20 protein-coding genes are annotated in these 20,638 nt (G+C 67.6%); 14 read left to right on the top strand and 6 right to left on the bottom strand.

Annotated elements, in window-relative coordinates; genetic code table 11:
• The 6 genes from ACTJKY_RS09335 (at position 1) to ACTJKY_RS09360 (ending at position 6,069) form a co-directional block, all read left to right on the top strand.
• Complete coding sequence (locus ACTJKY_RS09335; RefSeq protein ID WP_440845618.1) at positions 1-375, top strand: hypothetical protein; 375 nt, start codon at positions 1-3, stop codon at positions 373-375.
• A 206-nt stretch (positions 376-581) separates the two neighbouring features.
• Positions 582-914 carry a UrcA family protein gene (locus ACTJKY_RS09340; RefSeq protein ID WP_440845619.1) on the top strand — a complete coding sequence of 111 codons (333 nt, stop codon included), beginning with the start codon at positions 582-584 and terminating at the stop codon, positions 912-914.
• A gap of 174 nt (positions 915-1,088) precedes the next feature.
• Positions 1,089-1,973, top strand: coding sequence for a sterol desaturase family protein (locus ACTJKY_RS09345; protein ID WP_440845620.1), 885 nt, complete (start codon positions 1,089-1,091; stop codon positions 1,971-1,973).
• 3 nt (positions 1,974-1,976) lie between these two features.
• Entirely contained in the window at positions 1,977-2,900 is a 924-nt protein-coding gene (locus ACTJKY_RS09350) for a Vgb family protein (RefSeq protein WP_440845622.1), read from the top strand.
• A 317-nt stretch (positions 2,901-3,217) separates the two neighbouring features.
• Entirely contained in the window at positions 3,218-5,659 is a 2,442-nt protein-coding gene (locus tag ACTJKY_RS09355) for a TonB-dependent receptor (RefSeq protein WP_440845623.1), read from the top strand.
• Positions 5,660-5,748: 89 nt separating this feature from the next.
• On the top strand, positions 5,749-6,069 hold the full coding sequence (locus ACTJKY_RS09360; RefSeq protein WP_440845624.1) for a 2Fe-2S iron-sulfur cluster-binding protein: 321 nt from the start codon (positions 5,749-5,751) through the stop codon (positions 6,067-6,069).
• A 70-nt stretch (positions 6,070-6,139) separates the two neighbouring features.
• Here the strand turns inward: ACTJKY_RS09360 and ACTJKY_RS09365 are convergent, their stop codons facing one another.
• Positions 6,140-6,589, bottom strand: a complete 450-nt coding sequence (locus ACTJKY_RS09365; RefSeq protein WP_440845625.1) for a PH domain-containing protein — start codon at positions 6,587-6,589, stop codon at positions 6,140-6,142.
• Between the two features lie 42 nt (positions 6,590-6,631).
• A complete protein-coding gene (locus ACTJKY_RS09370; protein ID WP_440845626.1) occupies positions 6,632-7,099 on the bottom strand; it encodes a hypothetical protein in 468 nt (155 codons plus the stop codon).
• Between the two features lie 130 nt (positions 7,100-7,229).
• On the opposite strand from ACTJKY_RS09370, the gene purB reads away from it, so the two are divergent.
• From purB to ACTJKY_RS09385, 3 genes are all read left to right on the top strand, one after another.
• Positions 7,230-8,546 carry an adenylosuccinate lyase gene (purB, locus tag ACTJKY_RS09375; protein ID WP_440845628.1) on the top strand — a complete coding sequence of 439 codons (1,317 nt, stop codon included), beginning with the start codon at positions 7,230-7,232 and terminating at the stop codon, positions 8,544-8,546.
• Between the two features lie 89 nt (positions 8,547-8,635).
• The gene (locus ACTJKY_RS09380) at positions 8,636-9,181 is read left to right on the top strand and encodes a biliverdin-producing heme oxygenase (protein WP_440845629.1); all 546 of its coding nucleotides are present in this window, start codon (positions 8,636-8,638) and stop codon (positions 9,179-9,181) included.
• Positions 9,182-11,752, top strand: coding sequence for an HWE histidine kinase domain-containing protein (locus tag ACTJKY_RS09385; RefSeq protein ID WP_440845630.1), 2,571 nt, complete (start codon positions 9,182-9,184; stop codon positions 11,750-11,752).
• 21 nt (positions 11,753-11,773) lie between these two features.
• Here the strand turns inward: ACTJKY_RS09385 and ACTJKY_RS09390 are convergent, their stop codons facing one another.
• Together ACTJKY_RS09390 and ACTJKY_RS09395 are read right to left on the bottom strand one after the other, a co-directional pair.
• Positions 11,774-12,256, bottom strand: a complete 483-nt coding sequence (locus ACTJKY_RS09390) for a cupin domain-containing protein (RefSeq protein ID WP_440845631.1) — start codon at positions 12,254-12,256, stop codon at positions 11,774-11,776.
• A 67-nt stretch (positions 12,257-12,323) separates the two neighbouring features.
• Positions 12,324-13,217, bottom strand: a complete 894-nt coding sequence (locus ACTJKY_RS09395; RefSeq protein WP_440845632.1) for a LysR family transcriptional regulator — start codon at positions 13,215-13,217, stop codon at positions 12,324-12,326.
• Between the two features lie 106 nt (positions 13,218-13,323).
• Between ACTJKY_RS09395 and ACTJKY_RS09400 the strand changes: the two genes are divergently transcribed.
• From ACTJKY_RS09400 to ACTJKY_RS09420, 5 genes are all read left to right on the top strand, one after another.
• Positions 13,324-13,728 carry a (R)-mandelonitrile lyase gene (locus ACTJKY_RS09400; RefSeq protein WP_440845633.1) on the top strand — a complete coding sequence of 135 codons (405 nt, stop codon included), beginning with the start codon at positions 13,324-13,326 and terminating at the stop codon, positions 13,726-13,728.
• Positions 13,729-13,765: 37 nt separating this feature from the next.
• Complete coding sequence (locus ACTJKY_RS09405) at positions 13,766-14,815, top strand: NAD(P)-dependent alcohol dehydrogenase (protein ID WP_440845634.1); 1,050 nt, start codon at positions 13,766-13,768, stop codon at positions 14,813-14,815.
• 74 nt (positions 14,816-14,889) lie between these two features.
• The gene (gene recO / locus ACTJKY_RS09410) at positions 14,890-15,621 is read left to right on the top strand and encodes a DNA repair protein RecO (RefSeq protein ID WP_440845635.1); all 732 of its coding nucleotides are present in this window, start codon (positions 14,890-14,892) and stop codon (positions 15,619-15,621) included.
• Positions 15,622-15,679: 58 nt separating this feature from the next.
• Entirely contained in the window at positions 15,680-16,732 is a 1,053-nt protein-coding gene (gene leuB / locus ACTJKY_RS09415) for a 3-isopropylmalate dehydrogenase (protein WP_440845636.1), read from the top strand.
• On the top strand, positions 16,729-17,829 hold the full coding sequence (locus tag ACTJKY_RS09420) for a glycosyltransferase (protein ID WP_440845638.1): 1,101 nt from the start codon (positions 16,729-16,731) through the stop codon (positions 17,827-17,829). Before leuB ends, ACTJKY_RS09420 begins: the two co-directional genes overlap by 4 nt.
• Before the next feature lie 82 nt (positions 17,830-17,911).
• On the opposite strand, the gene ACTJKY_RS09425 is transcribed toward ACTJKY_RS09420, so the two are convergent.
• Together ACTJKY_RS09425 and ACTJKY_RS09430 are read right to left on the bottom strand one after the other, a co-directional pair.
• On the bottom strand, positions 17,912-19,027 hold the full coding sequence (locus tag ACTJKY_RS09425) for an NADH:flavin oxidoreductase (protein WP_440845639.1): 1,116 nt from the start codon (positions 19,025-19,027) through the stop codon (positions 17,912-17,914).
• Positions 19,028-19,111: 84 nt separating this feature from the next.
• On the bottom strand, positions 19,112-20,416 hold the full coding sequence (locus ACTJKY_RS09430; protein ID WP_440845641.1) for a phospholipid carrier-dependent glycosyltransferase: 1,305 nt from the start codon (positions 20,414-20,416) through the stop codon (positions 19,112-19,114).
• Between the last annotated feature and the right edge of the window lie 222 nt (positions 20,417-20,638).

A 20,638-nucleotide genomic window follows, 5' to 3' on the forward strand; every position in this document is an offset into this window, starting at 1 on the left:
ATGGCATTATTCTCCCGTTTCGCCCTCGCCGCCGCGCTGCTGATCGCACCGGCGGCGTATGCCGATGCGCGTCCGAGCGCCAAGCTGGTGCGCTGTTCGGAAGGCGACTGCCTGCTGATCCGGGGGACGCGCAGCTCCGCCGCCCAGACGATCACGATCAACGACCGCGTCGTCGCGGCAAGCGGCGGGCGCGGCTGGAAAGTCCGCGTGCCGGTGGCGGCGGTGCGGGGCTTCGCCTCCCCCTTCGCCCGCACGCTCGACGTGGCGGTGGTCGATGCGGCGGGGCAGGTCGAGCGGCGGGAAAGCGTCCGCCTGCCGGTTGGCCTGATGGGGCACACCACCGAGCTCGCCTCGCTGGTAGTACGTGCGCGATGATTTGTAATAATGATGGAGTCAGTGTCTGAAGTATGAAGAATGGTTGAAGCTGTAATAAGCGATTGCTGCGTTGCAAAACTTGCTATACCGTGAGGTGTGGAAGTTGCGTAGCATATCTATAGCTTTTCAACTTGCCGTTTGTCGTTCCTGCGACTAGATGCGCCTCAGCCGCTCGGGTGAGGCGGTCTTGGTTGCAGGAGATTGCCATGAAGATGCTCGTCGCGGCCGCCGCCGCCCTTTCGATCAGCACCGCCGCCTTCGCGGCTCCGTCCGACACCGGCTTCGGCAAGCCGAGCGCGACGCTGACTCTCGCCGGGCTCGATCTCGCGACCGCCGATGGCCAGCAGCGCCTCGCCACCCGCGTCGACCAGGCCGCCCGCGCGGTGTGCGGCGAGAATCTCGCGACCATCCACCCCGATCTCGAAGCTCGCGCCCGCCTGTGCCGCGCCGATGTCGCCGAGCAGGTGCGCAGCCAGATCGAGGCGCGCGTCGCCCAGGCGAACAAGGCTCGCGGCGTGCAGGTCGCCGCGCTGCGCTGAGCCCGAGCGCCTGAACGGCCTTTTCCCGGCCGCGTGTGTCCCGAAAAGATGCGCGCGGCCGCGTGCTTTTGGGTGCGCTACGTCATTCGGCCACCTGCGCTGGCATCCTTTGCATGGCTAGCTTCGGATCGAAACGGGGCTGCATCGCCCTGCTCGCGATCGGGACGACAGCGCATGACCAAAGGGCTCGTGAACCTCATACCGCCGGCGACCGTGGTGGCGGTCGTCTGCTTCTGGGCCTTCGCGCCCGCCGCCATCCTCGCCAACCCCTGGACGATCGTGATCGTCTCCGCGCTGATCACGCTCTACATCCAAGGCCTTGAGTTCGTCTTCGAGCGGCACGCCGGCTGGCGGATGCACTGGCGCGAGTTCTGGACCGACCTGTTCTACGTCGTGCTCGGCTCGACGGCGATTTCCTGGGTGTCGCGCATGCTCGCCGATACACCGCTGCTCGCGCTCAAGCAGTCGCTGGGGATCGCGACGCCCTGGGCAATGCACTGGCCGTTCCTGGCGCAGGTGGCGCTGGTGATCTTCCTGATCGAGTTCGGCCAATATTGGATGCACCGGCTGATGCACAATTCGGCGCCCTTCTGGATGACGCACGCGCCGCATCACCACATCACCCAGCTCAACGCCGCCAAGGGCTATGTCGGCAATCCGATCGAGCTGTTCCTGATCAGCCTCAGCGTCGTCGCGCTGTTCGACCTGCCGCTGACTGCGATCTTCTGCGGGGTGAGCGTGCTCGGCGTCGTCTCCGGCTTCGCGCATGCCAATGTCCGCGCGGATCCGCCGATCTGGTACAGCTTCATCTTCACCACGATCCGCCACCACAGCCTCCACCATTCGGTGCCCTATGAGGATACGCGCTGCAATTACGGCAACTCGCTGATCCTGCTCGACCGGATCTTCGGCACCTACAAGGAGGGCGAGGCAGCGGTGGTCGGCCAAGACGAGCGGCGGCGGCTGTCGATCCGCGAGCAGTGGCTGTTCCCGTTCCAGCCGATCCTGGCACGGCTGAAGCAGCGACCGAGCGCCACCACCGACGTCGCGGCGGGCTGAGCGATGGTCTGGATGCCGATGCTCGCCATGCTGCTCGCCGCCGCGCCCGCAGTTGCCGACGCGCAACCGCGCGAAGAACAGGTGCTCACCGTGCCCGGCTTCGCTGACTTTCTCGCGGTCGACGGCGACAGCGTCTGGGCGACCAACAAGGGCCGCGTCGAGCGCTGGTCGCGCGGCGGCAAGCTCGCCGAAGTGGCGATGACGCATCCCTGCGGCGCGATGGCGATCGCGGCGGGATCGCTCTGGGTCGCGGACTGCAAGGAGGGCACGCTCAACCGCATCGACCTCAAGACCGCCAAGCTGCTGGCGGCGATCCCCACCGGCATCGCCAATCCGGCGGGCGAGCTCAACGTCGTCGCGGGGGCGGGATCGATCTGGGTGGCCAGCGACAATGCCGGCAAGATCGCCCGCGTGGACCCGGCCGATAATCAGGTGGTTGCTTCGATCGCGGTCGACCCGGGCACGCACTATCTCGCCTTCGGGTTCGACGCGGTGTGGGCGGTGAGCAGCGGCCAGCAATCGCTGCAGCGGATCGACCCCGCGACGAACCAGGTGACCGGGCGCACCAAGCTCGGCAAGCAACCGGGCTTCCTCGCGGCGGGTGAGGGGGCGGTGTGGGTGCAGGAGCAAGGCGACGGCACGCTCGCGCGGATCGATCCCGCGACGGTGGAAGTGTCCGGCCGCGTGAAGGTCGGTGCCGATCTGCTCTACGGCGACATCGATACCGGCGGCGGCATGGTCTGGCTGCGCACCACCGCCGACCAGACCTTCGTCACCATCGATCCCAAATCGCTCGCGATCCTCGGCCGCCTCGGCAAGCCGAGCGGCAGCGGCGCGCTGCGCTTCGCCGGCACCGGCGTGTGGACCAGCGCGCACGACGTCCACACCCTGTCCTGGTGGAGCCTGGCGCCGGCGGTGGGCAAGTAGCGCCGCCTTGTTCCCCTCCCGCTTAGGGCAGGGGGCGTGTGGGGCCGAGGCTTTGCTCCAAGAAGCGAGGCTGCGCCCTTGTTCCCTCGACAGCCATCGTTTTAGCCTGCGTCCCTCACACACCCTCTCCTAACCCCTCCCGCAAGCGGCAGGGGGATTTACGTTCGCCAGGGACGCATCTGTCCCCGCGCGGGATTGCTGCGATGCGGTACGTCAAACGCCCCATGGCGGCGCATCGGATTTCCCCAAAGGCTGCAAGCACAAGCCAGCCGCGCGCAGTGGCGGCCGGGGACCAAATCAGAAAAAAGGGGGCCAGGGTGGCACGATCGATTTCCCGCGCGGCGCTATTGGGTGCAACCGTTCTCGCAAGCTTCGGCGCGACCCGCGCGGCAGCGCAGACCGAAGGGGCCGGCACGGCTGCGGTCCAGCAAGCCGATGACCAGGGCGGCAATAGCGCCAACGAGATCGTCGTCACCGGCAGCCGCCGCAGCGTCACGCTGCAGGATGCGCCGATCAACATCAGCGCGGTTTCGGAAGAAACGCTCGCGCGCCAGCGGATCGACGATGTGCGCGGGCTCGCCGCCTTCACCCCGGGCATGACGATCGTGGACACCGGGCCGGCGAGCACCGGCAACATCATCCTGCGCGGCATCGAATCGGGCGATACCAGCGTCAACGGTTCGAACGACAACAGTGCCGTCGGCGTCTATCTCGGCGAAGTCCCGCTCTATCTCGATTTCAAGCTGATCGACATCGCGCGCGTCGAGACGCTGCTCGGCCCGCAAGGCACGCTATACGGCCTCGGCACGCTGGCCGGCGCGGTGCGCTATATGCCGAACCGGCCCGATACCAGCCGCTTCTCGGTGGATCTCCACGGCCGCGGCTATGCGCAGTCGCACAGCAGCGACTTCGGGCGGATCGGCGACGTGGTCGTCAACGTGCCGATCGTCAGCGATCATGTCGCGCTGCGATCGGTGGTCGGCTATTACGACAATGCCGGCTTCATCGATTACAACTATCTGCTGCAGCAGCCGGGCGTTTCCGATCCGCAGCCGGTGCGCGGCACCACTGCCGCGGATGCCTCGCTCGGCACGCGCGCCGATTATGCGCGCAACTTCAAGCGGCAGGACGATGTCAATTTCGAGCACACCTTCACCACGCGCAACACGCTGCTGCTCGAATATAACCCCAATGTGAAGGCGTTCCTCACCTATGCCCACCAGGACACCCAGACCAATGGCCGCCAGGCCAATGGCGCGGGCGTGCTGGGCACCGGAAACTTTGAGGGGCCGTGGCGCTATCTCGAACCATTCCACCGCAGCGCGGACCTGTTTTCGGCCGAGTTCAACATCAACCTGTTCAACATCGCGCAGCTCGTCAGCACGACGGCGTATACCGAGCAGAAGATCTTCAACGTCGATGACAACACCGATCTGCTGCTGGATCTGAACTACGGCTACGAAGCGTTCCCGGCCTTCTCGTCCTTCGCCAACAACCACCGCAAGTACAAGCAGTTCAACCAGGAAGTCCGCTTCGTCTCGTCACATGGCGGGCCGGTCAACTGGGTGATCGGCGGCTTCTACAATCGCCTGAAGTACTCGAGCGACCGCCAGGAATATACGCCGGGCTTCGCCGCCTTTGCGGGCATCAACCGCCCCGACGATCTGGAATATATCTCCTTCGTCGATACCAAGACGGTCGAAAAGGCGGTCTATGGCGAGGCGACGCTGCACGCGGCCTCGGCGTGGCAGGTCACCGGCGGCCTGCGCTATTTCAAGTACGACGCCACCGCGACCGGCGGCACCGACACCCCGCTATTCGGCGGCGGTCTCACCCGCACGCCCTATCCGTTGATCCAGTTCGATCCCAGCCGGGTGCGTTCGGGCAGCACCGGCGACGACGGCGTCGTGTGGAAGGCGAACACCTCGTACAAGTTCAGCCCCGATCTGCTCGCCTACGGCACCTACAGCACCGGCTACCGGATCGGCGGCGTCAATCGGGTGGCGCCCTGCGTGGTCCCGTTGCCGCCGGGCCAGAATGTCTGCGCGCTGCCCAACGAGCTGGTCTATGGGCCGGACAAGACCCGCAACATCGAAGTCGGCGTGCGCGCCTCGCTGTTCGACAAGCGGCTGCAATTCACCCTCGACGCCTTCCGCGTGACATGGAGCGACGTGCAGGTGCCCAGCCAGACGGTGAACGGTGCGGTCGGCATCACCACCAATGCGGGTGCCGCGGTCTCCAAGGGCATCGAGTTCACCGGATCGTTCAAGGTCCTGCCGCAACTGACCCTGCAGGGCACCTATTCCTACACCGACGCCCATTTGACGGAGGACGTGGCCAACCTCGTCGTCAGCCAGGGGGTGCGCTATGACGCCAAGGACGGGGACCGCCTGCCGGGATCGGCCAAGCATTCGGGCAGCGCACAGCTGACCTACACCTACCCGCTGCCGCGTGGCGGCTCGATCGAGGCCAACTGGGCGGCGACCTATATGGGCGACATCTATTCGCGCGTCGGCCTGCGCGGCAATGGCGAGGTCATTCCCGACTATATGACCCACCGCGCCTCGGTGACCTATCGCGACAAGATGTTCGAGGTCGGGCTGTTCGCCGACAACATCTTCAACAAATATGCCTATACGTCGATCAGCAACGACATCAGCTCGTTCAACCAGACGCGCACCGGGGTGGTCGAGCGCTATTATGCCCGATCGGTGCTGACCCCGCGGCGCGTCGGCATCGACTTCCGCATCCACTACTGACCCGCTGCCGCCTGTCCGGCGGCGCGCACCGGTTGCTCCTGCGGGAGGCGCTCCGCACGCCTCCCGCACCCCATTTCCAAGGTGAAGACATGCTGAAACTGTTGGTTACCCCGCCCGCCGGCGCCCAGACGGTCGTCGAGGCGCAGGAAGGGCTGAGCGTGATGGAGATCATTCGCGACGCCGGCTTCGCCTCGCTGCCCGCCTTTTGCGGCGGCAGCCTGTCGTGCGCGACCTGCCACGTCTATGTCGATCCCGCCTTTGCAGCGCTTCTCCCGCCGATGAGCGACGACGAGGACGCGCTGCTCGACAGCGCCGAGCAGCGGCGGCCGGGCTCGCGGCTCTCCTGCCAGATCCCGTTCGGCCCGGCGCTCGATGGGCTGACGGTGGAGATCGCACCCGATTTGGGTTGACCCGGCCGCGTCCGTGCAGCGCGCGGCGGGCGATAGGGGACATGCCGCCGCCGCAAAGATAGCGCAGCTCTCAGCCGCGCAGGTCTTCCTGCACCATGTCGAACTCGCGCACCCCGCGCAGCCGCCGGGCGTTGCTCACCAGCTCGCGCAGCTTCTCGCGGCGCTCGCGGGCATATTCGACGTCGCGGATCACCAGCGGGCCGCCGCGCGTAGTCTCGTCCGACGAGGTGATGGTCAGCGTGCCGATGCCCGAGATCTGGTTGACGATCGAATAGTCGAGCCGCACGTCCTTCACCCGGTACAGCTCGATCTCGTCGATCGATTTGCGGACGATGCCGCGATAGAGGACGATGCGGTCCTCGGTGACTTCGTACAGCGTCGCCTTGTTGCCGATCCAGCGCACGGCGAGGATGACGAAGCCGATGCCGATCAGGCACGACGCCACCGTCGCCCACCCGGCGAACGAGCCCTTGAGCCATCCGGCGGTGGAGGATTGGAAGCGATCGATCAGCTGCGCCATGCTGCCATCATAGCCGGGCCGGCGGCCGCCGCAACGGGGATGTCAGCCGGTGATGGGGGTAAGGAAGCGGACCCATTCCTCGCGGCTGATCTTGTCGTCGCGGTTCGTGTCGGCGCCGATGAAGCTGCGGTCGATCCAGGCCTTGGCCTCGGGCGTCTCCGGCTTGAAGTCCGCATCCTTGGCGGTGCGCAGCGCGACGAGCCAGCTGCCATATTCGGCCTTGTCGAGCGCGCCGTCGCCATTAGCGTCATAGCGGGCGAACTGCGTTTCGATCGGCAGTTTGGCGGGATCGGGGCGCGGCGTGGGCTGGGCGGCCTCGACGGCGGGGGGCGGCGACCCCGGTGCCTCGGTCCCTTGCAGCGGCTTGTCGGCCGGGGTGGGCTGCGTCCCCGGCATCGCCTGGTTGGCGGCGGGGGCGGAGGGCTGGCCCGTCCGCGCGGGCTGGGCTGGGGCCTGCGGGGCGGGGGCGCTGACCTGCAGGGCGGCAACAAGCAACAACGGCGTCAGCATCGGGTGATCTCCTCGCGCCGAACAACGGCCGGGGCGCGGGTTCGGTTGCCGCTGTGGCCGGTTCTTGCTAGGCGCGGCGGCGACCCGCCCGGGGCTGCCGGGCACTCCCATTCCGCACAGAAGGAACGCCATGGTCCCCCGTTATGCCCGCGCCGCGATGACCGACATCTGGTCGCCCGAGACGCGCCTCGCCATCTGGTTTGAGATCGAGGCGCATGCCACGCAGGCGCTCGCCGACCTCGGCGTGGTGCCGCAGAGCGCGGCCAAGGCGCTGTGGGACTGGTGGGCGACCAAGCCGGCGATCGACGTCGCCGCGATCGACGCGATCGAGGCGGTGACCAAGCATGACGTGATTGCCTTCCTCACCTGGGTGGCCGAGCAGGTGGGCGACGAAGCCCGCTTCATGCACCAGGGCATGACCAGCTCCGACGTGCTCGACACCTGCCTGGCGGTGCAGCTCGCCCGCGCCAGCGACCTGCTGCTCGCCGATATCGACGCGCTCTTGGAAGTGCTGGAACGCCGCGCCCGCGAGCACAAGATGACCCCGACGATCGGCCGCAGCCACGGCATCCATGCCGAGCCGGTCACCTTCGGCCTCAAGCTCGCGGAGGCGCATGCCGAGTTCCAGCGCAACAAGGCGCGCCTGCTCGCCGCGCGCGCCGATATCGCCACCTGCGCGATCTCGGGCGCAGTCGGCACCTTCGCGAACATCGATCCGCGCGTCGAAGAGCATGTCGCGGCCAAGCTCGGCCTGTCGGTGGAGCCGGTCTCGACCCAGGTGATCCCGCGCGACCGCCACGCGATGTTCTTCGCGACGCTGGGCGTGATCGCCTCGTCGATCGAGCGGCTGGCCGTCGAAATCCGCCACCTGCAGCGCACCGAAGTGCTTGAGGCCGAGGAATATTTCTCGCCCGGCCAGAAGGGCAGCTCCGCGATGCCGCACAAGCGCAACCCGGTGCTGACCGAAAACCTGACCGGCCTCGCCCGCATGGTGCGCGGCTATGTCACCCCGGCGCTGGAGAACGTCGCGCTGTGGCACGAGCGCGACATCAGCCACTCCTCGGTCGAGCGCTATATCGGCCCCGACGCGACGATCACGCTCGACTTCGCGCTCGCCCGCCTCACCGGCGTGGTCGACAAGCTGCTCGTCTATCCGGTGCGGATGCAGAAGAATCTCGATCGCATGGGCGGCCTGGTCCACTCGCAGCGCGTGCTGCTGGCGCTGACCCAGGCCGGCGTGAGCCGCGAGGACGCCTATCGCCTCGTCCAGCGCAACGCGATGAAGGTTTGGGAGTCCGATGGCGAATTGTCGCTGATGGAACTGCTCAAGGCCGATCCCGAAGTCACTGCGGCGCTGAGCCCCGACGTCATCGAGGAGAAGTTCGACCTCGGCTATCATTATCGCCATGTCGACACGATCTTCGCGCGGGTCTTCGGCGCGGCATAAGTTGCGGCCGCTTCGGCCGTAATGGAACGGATCCACGGTCGGCGGCTTTTGCCTGCCGTGGATCTACCTTTCTCGAAATCGCTATCCGCATGAACGCCGCGCATCGCCGATTGCGCGAGGCCACGGGCGCCGCACACGCGCGGGTCGATGCGCTGTTCAGCCGCTTCGATCTCGCCCGCCGCGACGACTATGCCGGGCTGCTCGCCGCGCATGCCGAAGCCCTGTTGCCGGTGGAGGCGCTGCTCGACGAGGGCGGGGCCGAGTCCGTCACGGGGGATTGGCCGCAGCGCCGCCGCGCGGGCGTGATCCAGGTCGATCTGGACGCGCTCGGCATCACCGTCGATGCCCCGGAAACCCAGGAATCCGTTACGTCGGCTGCCGCCATGGCGGGCATGCTCTACGTCCTCGAAGGCTCGCGGCTCGGTGGGCGCTTCCTGGCGCGCAGCGTGCCGGACAGCTGGCCGCGCGCCTATCTGGGCAGCCACCAGCCGCCGCATATGTGGCCGGAATTGTTGGAAAAACTAGACGCGCTCCTATATGAGCCGGAATCCTTGGAACTTGCCGTAACCGCCGCCAACCAGACCTTCGGGCGGTTTGAGGCCGCCGGCACGAAGTGGCTGGCGAAGGTTGCATAAGTGGACGATGGCGTTTTCCAGGTCGATCTGACCAACTGTGATCGCGAGCCGATCCACCAGCTGGGCGCGATCCAGCCGTTCGGCTTTTTGATCGCCTTTTCGAGCGACTGGCTGATCAAGCGCGCCTCGGCAAACGTGGCGCAGCATTTCGATGTGTCGGCCGAAGACATGCTCGGCACCCATGCCAGTGACTATCTGGAAGACGATGCGATCCACGCGCTGCGCAACCGGCTGACGCTGCTACGCGGCGACGATGCGCTGGAGCGGATCTTCGGCATCAAGGCGCTGCGCACCCGCGGCCGCACCTACGACCTCGCGCTCCACATGACCGGCGACACGATCATCGTCGAAGGCGAGCCCTGCACCTCGGATGCGGCCGGCGATACCGCCAGCACGCTGCGCGCGATGATGGGCCGGCTGGACGAGAAGGAAAAGCTCGCCGACTTCTTCCGCGAAGGCGCACGGCAGGTGCGGGCCCTGACCGGCTTTGACCGGGTGATGGTCTATCGCTTCGAGCGGGACGGATCGGGCGTGGTGGTGGCGGAAGCGGCGCGCAGCGGCATCGGCAGCTTCATGGACCTGCGCTATCCCGCCAGCGACATCCCGCAGCAGGCGCGCAAGCTGTATTTGCGCACGCCGTTCCGGATCATCGCCGACGTGCATGCCGAGCCCGTGCCGATCGTCCCGGGACGCGACGAGTTCGGCGCGCCGCTCGACCTCTCGCTGTCGGTGCTGCGCTCGGTTTCGCCGATCCATATCGAATATCTGAAGAACATGGGCGTGAAGGCCTCGCTGTCGATCTCGATCATCGTCGAGGGCAAGCTGTGGGGCCTGTTCGCCTGCCACCATTATGGCGGCCCGCGCTGCCCGGGCTTCGAGCGCCGCTCGATGGCCGAGCTGTTCGGCCAGATGTTCGCGCTCAAGCTGGAGAGCCGCGAGCGCAAGGAACTGTCGGCCTACGAAGCGGCGGCCCGCGCGACCAGCGACCGGCTGCTAGCCGCGGTGGCGAGCGACGGCGGGCTGCTCGACGATCCCGAATGGCTGGGCAGCCGTTTGCGCGAAGTGGTGCCGTGCGACGGCATCGCGATCTGGATAGGTGGCAAGGTGGCGTTCAGCGGCATTACCCCGCCGCCTTCCTCCTTCGCCGCGATCACGCGCCGGCTGAATGCGATGGCGGCAGGGCGCGTCTTCGCGACCGACCATCTGGCCGACGTGCTGCCCCAGGCGGCGGACTATGCCCATGTGGGCGCCGGGCTGCTGGCGATCCCGATCAGCCGCTCCCCGCGCGACTATGTGCTGCTGTTCCGCCAGGAACTGGTTCGCACCGTCAATTGGGCGGGCGATCCCCACAAGCCGGTCGATCTGGGCCCCAATGGTGCGCGCCTGACGCCGCGGCAGAGCTTCGAGCTGTGGAGCCAGGAAGTCCGCGGCCGCTCGCTGCCCTTCACCGAAGTGGAGCTGCGCATCGCCGAGGTGTTGCGCGCTTCGCTGATCGAAGTGGTGCTGCGCCTGTCCGACGACGCGCAGGAAGAGCGCCAGCGCGCCTCCGAGCGGCAGGAGCTGCTGATCGCCGAGCTCAACCACCGGGTGCGCAACATCCTGGGGCTGATCCGCGGGCTGGTCCGACAGTCGCGCGCGCCGGGCATGGATACCGCCACCTATATCCGGATGCTCGACGGCCGGATCGAGGCGCTGGCGCGTGCGCACGACCAGATCACCGAGGACAATTGGGGTCCGGCCCCGCTCGGCCGGCTGCTGCGCACCGAAGCTGCGGCCTATCTTGGTGGCCGGTCGGAGCGGCTGGATCAGGACGGCCCGATGGTGCTGCTGCGCCCGGCGGCCTTCTCGACGCTGGCGCTGGTGTTCCACGAGTTGATGACCAACTCGGCCAAATACGGCGCCTTGTCCGACAGCGGCACGGTGTCGGTACGCTGGGAGCTGGATGCGCAGGGCGATTGCCGGATCGAATGGCGCGAGCGCGGCGGCCCCGTCGTCCAGCCGCCGACGCGGCAGGGCTTCGGCACCACGATCATCCAGCGCTCGGTCCCCTATGACCTGGGCGGCAAGGCGACGGTGCGCTATCCGCTGACCGGCCTGGAGGCGGAGTTCTGCATCCCTGCGCGGCACGTGGTGCTCGACGGCGACGCGGCGTCGAAGCATGCGCGCGACATGGAAGAGCCGGTCCCGATTCCGGTCGGCGGCGAGATGCGCCCGGTGCTGCGCGGCCCGGTGCTGCTGGTGGAAGACAGCCTGATCATCGCGATGGACGCCGAGGACATCCTGCTGCGCCTGGGCGCCGATCGGGTGGTGACCGCCGCCTCGATCGGCACTGCGCTCGAGGAAATCGGTGCCGAGCAGTTCGACGTGGCGATCCTCGACGTCAATCTCGGTGCCGAGACCAGCCTGCCCATCGCCGACCGCCTCCGCGCTGACGGCGTGCCCTATGCCTTTGCAACGGGCTATGGCGAGCAGCTCCAGCTGGACGCGGACCATGCCGGGGTGCCGGTGCTGCAAAAGCCCTATACCGCGGTGAACATGGCGCGGATGCTGGAAGGGCTGCTCGGGCGGTAAGACGGGGGTACGGTCGGGCGATCACTGCCCCTTGGGCAGCTTGATCCCCAGCAGCACCAGCCGCTCGGCGGTGATGCCGAACCAGTGCGGCACGCCCGCCGGCACCAGGATCACGTCACCCGGCGCGAGGGTGCGAGTAGTCCCGCCCTGGATCCGGCTGCCTTCCACCAAGGTCGGATTGCGAACCTCGCGATCGGGCATGGTCCCGCCCGAGACCAATGTGCCCGCGCCCTCCAGCACGATCGCATATTCGGCCTGGTCGGGGTGGACGGCGGGCTTGCCCGGCTTCTTCCAGATCTCGATCGCGGCATTGTTGCTGCCGTCGCGGACCAGCGGCTTCCAGGCGAAGCCCTGGCCCGGCTTCATCTCGGCCAGCATCGTCTTGAGCTGCGCCTGCACCTCCTTGGCGCTCGCGAAGGACGTGGGATCGGCCGCGGTCTGAGCGGCAGCGGGAACGGCGAGCAGCAATGCGGCCGCGGCAAGCGCGCTGGGCAGGATCTTCACGACATCTCTCCCTGTAGGCTCTTGAGAACGCTCGGCGTCTCTTCTCTGCCAACCTGCCACAGCCGGATCAGCTCCGCCAGCGCAACCGCTCGACCAGCAGCGCGAAGGCCGGCGTGGGCTGGCGACGGCTGGGGTAATAGAGATGGTAGCCGGCAAAGGGCGGCGAAAAGGCCGTCAGCACCGCCTCCAGCGCCCCGCTGTCCAGATGGGGCTGCACCACCGCATCGGGCAGGCAGGCGATGCCGAACCCGTCGAGTGCTGCGCGCAGGATCGGGAAGACCGAAGAGAAGGTGAGGGGGCCGTCTACCCGCACCTTGCGCTCGCGGCCGTCCTCTTCGAACTCCCAGGCGTAGAGCCCGCCATAGGTGGGCAGCCGCAGGTTGATGCAGGCATGGTCGGTCAGATCCTCGATCGCCTGCGGCCGCCCGGCCCGATCGAGATAGGCGGGGGAGGCGAACGCCAGCATCCGCGCATCGGGGCCGATCGGCACCGCCACCATGTCCTTGGCGATGATGTCGCCGAAGCGCACGCCCGCATCGAAGCGCTCGGCGACGATGTCGGTCAGGCGGTAGTCGCTGTCGATCTCGACCCGGATGTCCGGAAACTCGCGCAGGATCGGGGCGAGCCGCGGCCAGAGGATCGTCTTGAGCGAGATCTCGTCCGCGCTGATCCGCACCAGCCCGGCCGGCTTTTCCCGCAGCGCGCTCAGCGCCGCCAGCTCGGCTTCGATCTCGTCGAGCCGGGGGCCAAGCGTGGCGAACAACCGCTCGCCGGCTTCGGTGAGGCTCACGCTGCGGGTTGTACGATGGAGCAGCCGCACCCCCAGCCGCTCCTCCAGCCCGCGCATCGCATGGCTGAGCGCCGAGGGCGTCACCCCGCTCTGCGCGGCGGCTCGGGTGAAGCTCTTCTGGCGGGCGACGGCGAGGAAGGCAGTCAGTTCGGAAAGCTGCTGGCGGTTCATTGTTGAACTCTATTCAGCACTGCATGCAGATACCAGCGTCTAATCGAGGGAGTGCGGCAGGCATATCTCTGAACCAAGCGCACTTCCCGCGCCGGCAGGAGCATGCATGCAACTCAAGCGCAACGGCAGCCAGCCCTCGCAAGCCGGCCCCGCCGACTGGTTCACCGGTCGCGTTCGGATCGACCCGCTCAACACCGCACCGCCGCCCGCGCGGCATGGGGTGGCGAGCGTCACCTTCGAACCCGGCGCGCGCACCGTCTGGCATACCCATCCGCTCGGGCAGACGCTGGTTGTCCTCTCCGGGACCGGCTGGACACAGTGCGAAGGCGAGGCGATCGTCGAGATCCGCGCCGGCGACGTCGTCTGGTGCCCGCCGGGCCATCGCCACTGGCACGGCGCCAGCGCCACCACCGCGATGACTCATATCGCCATCCAGGAGGCGCTGGACGGCACGATGGTCGAATGGATGGAGCCGGTGGACGAGGCAACCTATCGCGCCGGCCCGCGCTGAACCTTTCGAACCCCCACCACCCCAGGAGATACCCACCATGGCAACCAAAGCGTACGGCGCCTATGCCGCCGACAAGCCGCTTGAACCGATCGACATCGAGCGCCGCGCGCCCGGCGATCACGACGTGCAGATCGATATTCTCTATTGCGGCGTTTGCCACTCGGACCTTCACCAGGTGAAGGCCGAATGGGACGGCACGCTGTACCCGTGCGTGCCGGGCCACGAGATCGTCGGCCGGGTGAGCGCGGTCGGCGGACACGTCTCGAAGTTCGCGGTGGGCGATGTGGTCGGTGTCGGCTGCATGGTCGATAGCTGCCAGCATTGCGCCTCGTGCGACGAGGGGCTGGAGCAGTACTGCGAGAACGGCTTCGTCGGCACCTATAACGGCCCGACGCCGGACGCCCCCGGTCACACGCTGGGCGGCTATTCGCAGCGCATCGTCGTCAGCGACAAGTTCGTGCTCAAGGTCGGGCATGGCGAACAGGATCTCGCCGCGGTCGCGCCTTTGCTCTGCGCGGGCATCACCACCTGGTCGCCGCTGCGCCACTGGCAGGTCGGCCCGGGCAAGAAGGTCGGCATTGTCGGAATCGGCGGGCTCGGCCATATGGGCGTGAAGCTGGCGCACGCCCTGGGCGCGCATGTCGTCGCCTTCACCACCTCCGAGAGCAAGCGCGCCGATGCGCTGGCGCTGGGCGCCGACGACGTCGTCGTCTCGCGCGATGCCGAAGCGATGGCGGCCCATGCCGGCAGCTTCGACTTCATCCTCAACACGGTGGCCGCCAGCCATAACCTCGACGCCTTCACCGCCCTGCTCAAGCGGGACGGCACGCTGACCCTGGTGGGCGTGCCCGAGCATGCGCACCCGTCGCCCAACGTCGCGGCGCTGATCTTCAAGCGGCGCTCGATCGCCGGCTCGCTGATCGGCGGCATCGCCGAGACGCAGGAGATGCTTGATTTCTGCGCCGAGCACGGCATCGTCGCCGATATCGAGATGATCCGTGCCGAAGAGATCAACACGGCGTATGAGCGGATGCTCAAGAGCGACGTGAAGTACCGCTTCGTCATCGACATCGCGTCGATGGGCTGAGGCCTACCGCGGGGGCGGCGGTTTGCGTCGCCCCCGCATTTCCCTTTCCGCCGCGCGCACCTTACATCGCAGCAATGCATCTCCGCGCCGAAGCCATATTGCTCAGCGTTCGCGCCCACGGCGAACACGGCGCGATCGTGCGGGCGCTCACCGAGAGCGACGGCGTCCAGCCCGGCTATGTCCGCGGCGGACGATCTCGGGCACTGCGGCCGGTGCTGCAACCGGCGAACCTCGTCCAGGGCGAATGGCGTGCCCGAACCGAGGAGCAGCTGGCGGGGCTCACCGTCGAGCTTCTCCACAGCCGCGCGCCGATGTTCGGCGAGCCGCTCCCCGCGGCCGCGCTCGCCTGGGTGACCGCGCTCACCGCCGCGACGCTGCCCGAAGGGCTGCCCTATCCCCGACTCCATGCCGCGCTGGGTGGCGTGCTTGACGCGATCGAAGCGGCGCCCGCCGCGCGCGGCTGGGCCGTGGCGCTGGTCCGCTACGAGCTGCTGTTGCTCGCGGAGCTCGGCTTCGGTCTCGATCTGGAACGCTGCGCGGCGACCGGGGCGAGCGAGGATCTCGCCTATGTCAGCCCCAAGAGCGGCATCGCGGTAAGCCGGGCTGGGGCGCTCGGCTATGAGCATCGACTGCTCGCATTGCCGGATTTCCTCACCAAAGGCGGCGCGGCGGACTGGGAGGACATCCTTGCCGGCCTGCGCCTCACCGGCCACTTCCTCGCACGCGACCTGCTGATCGGCCGGGGCGCCGATCTGATGGCGGCGCGCGCCCGGCTGGTCGACCGGTTGTTGCGGGCAGTTGCATGAATGCCCCCGGGGCGGCTAAGCGCGCCTTTCAGGACATGCTGCTAGCGTGGGGATCGGAATGCCGTTGATTGCTGTACTGCCGGGTGACGGGATCGGCCCCGAGGTGACGCGCGAGGCGCGCCGGGTGCTCGAAGCACTGGATCTGGGCCTCAGCTTCGAGGAGGCGCCGGTCGGCGGTGCCGGCTATCTCGCCTCCGGCCATCCGCTGCCCGAAGCGACGCTTGCGCTCGCCAAGCGCGCCGATGCGGTGCTGTTCGGCGCGATCGGCGATCCCCGCTTCGAGAAGCTGGAGCGCCACCTGCGCCCCGAAGCGGCGCTGCTCGGCATCCGCAAGGCACTGGGCCTGTTCGCCAATCTGCGCCCGGCGACCCTCTTTCCCGGCCTCGAAGACGCCTCGCCGCTCAAGCCCGAGGTGGTGAACGGCCTGGACATCGTCATCGTCCGCGAGCTGATCGGCGACATCTATTTCGGCGAGAAGGGCCACCGCACCACGCCCGAAGGCCTGCGCCAGGGCTATGACGTGATGAGCTATGACGAGCAGGAAGTGACGCGGATCGCCCGCGTCGGCTTCGAAATGGCCAAGCGCCGCCGCAAGAAGCTCTGCTCGGTCGACAAGGCGAACGTGCTCGAGACCTCGCAGCTGTGGCGCGACGTCGTCACCGCGATGGCGGCGGAATATCCCGAGGTCGAGCTGACCCATATGTATGTCGACAATGCCGCGATGCAGCTGGTGCGCGCGCCGGCGACATTCGACGTGATCGTCACCGGCAATCTGTTCGGCGACATCCTCTCTGATCAGGCGAGCATGTGCGCGGGTTCGATCGGCATGCTGCCCTCCGCCTCGCTCGCCGCCTGGTCGGGGGCGAACGGCATGTACGAGCCGATCCACGGCAGCGCGCCGGACATCGCCGGCCAGGGCAAGGCCAATCCGTGCGCCGCCATCCTTTCCGCAGCGATGCTGCTGCGGCACTCGCTGAGCGACGAAGCCTCGGCGCAACGAATCGAAAAAGCGGTTGCCGCAGCCCTCGCCAAGGGCGCGCGGACGGCTGATCTCGGGGGTGATTTATCAACGTCCGCGATGGGGGACGCGGTGCTGCTGGAGCTTCAGTGAGCGAAACCCTGCTCGAACTTGCGGTCGTTATCCCCACCTTTAACGAACGCGCCAATGTTCCACTCCTGATCGCCAAGCTCGACGCAGCCCTTGCCGGCCGCGCCTGGGAGGCAATTTTCGTCGACGACGACAGCCCCGACGGGACTGCGGACGCTGCGCGCGCCATCGGCCGAGAGGATCCGCGCGTGCGCGTGATCCAGCGGATCGGGCGGCGGGGGCTTTCCTCGGCGTGCATCGAGGGCATGTGTGCCACCGCCGCGCCGTGCGTCGCGGTGATCGATGGCGATCTGCAGCATGACGAGACGCTGCTGCCCAAAATGCTCGATGCATTGCAGGCCGATGCCGCGCTCGACGTGGTGATCGGCTCGCGCTTCTGCGAGGGCGGCTGCACCGGCGAGTGGGACAGCGAGCGCGTCGCCAAGTCCGCCTTGGCGACCAAGCTGTCGCGCAAGGTGCTCAAGGCCGACCTGACCGATCCGATGAGCGGCTTCTTTATGATCCGCAGCGAGATCGCCCGCGGGCTGGTGCCGGTGCTCTCCGGCATCGGCTTCAAGATCCTGCTCGACATCATGACCGCGAGCCCGAAGCCGCTGCGTTTCCGCGAACTGCCCTATACCTTCCGCGTCCGGACCGAGGGCGAGAGCAAGCTCGACTACGTCGTGGCGATGGAATATCTGATCGCGCTCTACGACCGGATGTTCGGCAAGGTCGTGCCGGTGCGTTTCGCGATGTTCTCGGCGATCGGCGCGATCGGGGCGGCGGTGCACCTGACGGTGCTGTTCCTGTTGTTCCGGATGGCGGGGCTGCCCTTCGTTACCGGCACCATCGTCGCGACGATAGTGGCGATGACCATCAACTATCTGCTCAACAACGCGCTGACCTATCGCGAGCGGCGCCTCAAGGGCGCGGCGCTGATCGGTGGCTGGGTGAGCTTCTGCCTGGTATGCGCAGTGGGCGCGGCGGCCAATGTCGGGCTCGCGGCGTTTCTCCACAATGTCCAGCATGGCGACTGGCGGCTCTCCGCGCTGGCGGGGATCGCGGTTGCGGCGGTGTGGAATTTCGCGCTGTCGTCGCGGTTCGTGTGGGGGCGGTACTGATTAAGCAATAGCCCCTCCCTTCTTCCTTATTCCCCCTCCCGCAAGCGGGAGGGGGTAAGAAAGGGGGGATGAAGTGGCGTCCTTACACCAGCTCGGCCAGCTCCGCCGGGCTGAAGCCCTTCAGATCTTCGCCCGCACCGGCCTGGACCTTCTTTGCCCAGTCCGGATTGCTGATCAGCGCGCGGCCGACGGCGATCAGGTCGAACTCGTCGCGTTCCATCCGCTCGACCAGCTTGTCGAGATCGCTGTGCTGCGAGGTCTCGCCGCCGAACGCCGCGATGAACTCGCCCGACAGGCCGACCGAACCGACGCTGATCGTCGCCGCACCGGTGAGCTTCTTCGCCCAGCCGGCGAAGTTGAGGCCGTTCTCGCCGTAGAGCTCGGGGAACTCCGGCTCCCAGAAGCGGCGCTGCGAGCAGTGCAGCACGTCCGCGCCGGCATCGACCAGCGGCTGCAGCCACGCGGCCATCTCGTCCGGCGTGGTGGCGAGGCGGGCGCTGTAATCCTGCTGCTTCCACTGGCTGAGCCGCAGGATCACGGGGAAGTCCGGGCCCACCGCCGCACGCACCGCCTTGACCACCTCGACGGCGAAGCGCGAACGCTCGGGCAGGGTCGCGCCGCTATAGCCGTCCTCGCGGGTGTTGGTGCCTGCCCAGAAGAACTGGTCGATCAGATAGCCGTGCGCGCCGTGGATCTCGACCGTGTCGAAGCCGAGCCGCTTGGCATCGGCCGCGGCCTTGGCGAAGGCGGCGATCGTCGCTTCGATGTCCTGCTCGGTCATCGCCACGCCGCGCGGCTTGCCCGGCGCCACGACGCCCGAGGGGCTTTCCACGTCGACTGCGGGCACCCAGTCGGTCTGCGCCTTGGTCGATCCGGTGTGCCAGATCTGCGGCGCCATCTTGCCGCCCGCGGCATGGACCTCGTCGATTACCGTCTTCCAGCCGGCAAGCGCGGCGTCGCCGTGGAAGAAGGGGATGTTGGGGTGATTGCGCGAGGCCGGCCGGTCGATCACCGTGCCCTCGGAGAGGATCAGGCCGACACCGCCCTCGGCGCGGCGGCGATAATAGGCGGCGTTGGCCGCGCCGGGAATGCCCTCGGGCGCGAAGGTCCGCGTCATCGGCGCCATCACGATCCGGTTGGGCAGATCGAGCGACTTGATGCGGAACGGGCGGAACAGGACATCGGTCGACGCGGTCATAGGGGCTCCGTTGCAGTTCGAAACTGATGTGAAGCTAGCGACTGCCGGGCGCGGATCAAGATGGCCGCGCGGCCGCGCCGTGATTTATCGCCAGCTCGGCAGCCACATCCAGTAGGTGAAGCTCTGCGGATCGTGGAGCGGCGCGGCCGACAGGATCGGATAGAAATAGCCGAAGCTGACCAGCGCCAGCGCCAGATACCATTCCTCCCATCCCTTGGCGCGCAGCCGGTCGAACTGGTGGAAGGTCACCGGCAGCACCAGGCACAGGAAGATCGCCGAGAGGTGGTAGTAATAATAGAAGCCGAGCGACTTGGGGATGATCGCGTAGATCCCCACCGAGAAGGTCCAGAGCAGCGCGAGCGCGAGCGGCCGCCAGGCCTTGGTGCGGAACCACAGCACATAGCTCGCGAGCACCGCGACCAGCCCACCCCACATGATCACGGGATTACCGATCAGCAGCACGCCGCGCTGGGCGCCGTGATCCCATTCGTAGAAGAACCAGATCGGCCGCAGCATCAGCGGCCAGCTCCACCAGTCGGACTGATAGGTATGGTGCGGCAGCACCTGGGTCTGCGCCGCGTACATCTCGCGCTGGAGGTGCAGCAGCCCGCGCAGGCCGTCGGTTGCGCCGGTCAGGTAGAAGAAGGTGGGGGCGAAGGTGGCGAAATAGACGGGGATGCTGATCGCGCCGAGCAGGACGAGGGCCGCCAATGTCGACAGCCCCGGCCAGTGCGGCTGGTCGCCCGAGAAGAGCGCCGCGGCGATCGACCGACGGGCGTGGCGTGCGTCGCGCAGCCGGATCAGGAGCAGCGCGAGTCCGAACGCGGCGATATAGGGCGCGGCCGACCATTTGATCGCGGTGGCGAGGCCGAGCAGCGCCGCGCCTACGCACCAGCGCCACCGCACCTGCCCGCGAGTGCCGTGCATCGCCCAGAGCAGGAACACCATGCCCCACAGCAGGAAGGCGCCGAGGAACACGTCGAGCATCGCGGTACGCGCCTGGACGAACAGGCTCTGGTTGAGCATCGCCAGCACCGCGCCGGTGACCGCCACCCGCATCCGCCCGCGCATCAGGATCCACAGAAAGGCGAAGATGCCCAGCACGGTGGCGGTGCCGGCGATGGTCGGCATCAGCCGCCAGCCGAAGGGATTGTCGCCCAGCAGGTCCATCCCTGCGCCGATCAGCTCCTTGCCGAGCAGCGGATGCTCGGTGTTGCGCGGGCCGCTGAGCTCGATCAGCGACTTGGCCGCGGGCACATAATGCACCTCGTCGAACATGATGCCGCCCGGCTGGTCGATATGCAGCGAGAACAGCAGCTGCGCGGCAAGGCCGAGGAGGAGGGCGACGAGCCAGGGACGGGTGGCGAGAGCCGAGAGGCGGAGACGCATGGGGCAGGCGTAGCCGAGGCTGGAGCGGAGCGGAATACCATAGATCCTCCCCTGCAAGGGGAGGTGGCAGGCCGCAGGCCTGACGGAGGGGTGTCGCGGCTTAAGAGGCATGGCGCTGTCTCCACCGGGGACACCCCTCCGTCGCGCTACGCGCGCCACCTCCCCTTGCAGGGGAGGATTGCCAACGCAAAGGTTGACGCGCCGCCCCCAAGCGCCGCAAAG

This window comes from Sphingomonas sp. 22176 (assembly GCF_052045505.1).
GTDB lineage: Bacteria > Pseudomonadota > Alphaproteobacteria > Sphingomonadales > Sphingomonadaceae > Sphingomonas.